Origin of the sequence: Paenibacillus glycanilyticus (genome assembly GCF_023715145.1) — a bacterium.
In the GTDB taxonomy this organism is placed as follows: domain Bacteria; phylum Bacillota; class Bacilli; order Paenibacillales; family Paenibacillaceae; genus Pristimantibacillus; species Pristimantibacillus glycanilyticus_A.
Genome location: NZ_JAMBNP010000050.1, coordinates 1 through 454 on the forward strand (window position 1 = coordinate 1; position 454 = coordinate 454).

The 454-nt window shown below is 48.9% G+C and carries 2 tRNA genes and 1 rRNA gene; all 3 read left to right on the forward strand.

Annotated features, from left to right (window positions below):
• Positions 1-114 (forward strand): 16S ribosomal RNA (locus M3194_RS30895); the annotation flags it as partial.
• Between the two features lie 106 nt (positions 115-220).
• Positions 221-297 (forward strand) — tRNA-Ile (locus M3194_RS30900).
• A 34-nt stretch (positions 298-331) separates the two neighbouring features.
• A tRNA-Ala gene (locus M3194_RS30905) sits at positions 332-407 on the forward strand.
• Positions 408-454: the final 47 nt, after the last annotated feature.

Sequence of the window (454 nt, forward strand, 5' to 3'; positions counted from 1 at the left end):
CCCGAAGCCGGTGGGGTAACCGCAAGGAGCCAGCCGTCGAAGGTGGGGTAGATGATTGGGGTGAAGTCGTAACAAGGTAGCCGTATCGGAAGGTGCGGCTGGATCACCTCCTTTCTAAGGAAATACCCGATTACGTAGATAATCGGATAAATCAGGTAGGCTAGTCGCTCACTCGTTGTCAGTTTTGAAAGAATAAATCTTTCAATCAAATAGGTTGTAAGGGCCTTTAGCTCAGCTGGTTAGAGCGCACCCCTGATAAGGGTGAGGTCGGTGGTTCGAGTCCACTAAGGCCCACCATTATCTTTTGATAATGACAACTTTATACCCTTATGGGGCCATAGCTCAGCTGGGAGAGCGCCTGCCTTGCAAGCAGGAGGTCAGGAGTTCGATCCTCCTTGGCTCCACCAATAATTGTTTTAACTTGCTCTTTGAAAACTGGATAGCGAAAGAATGA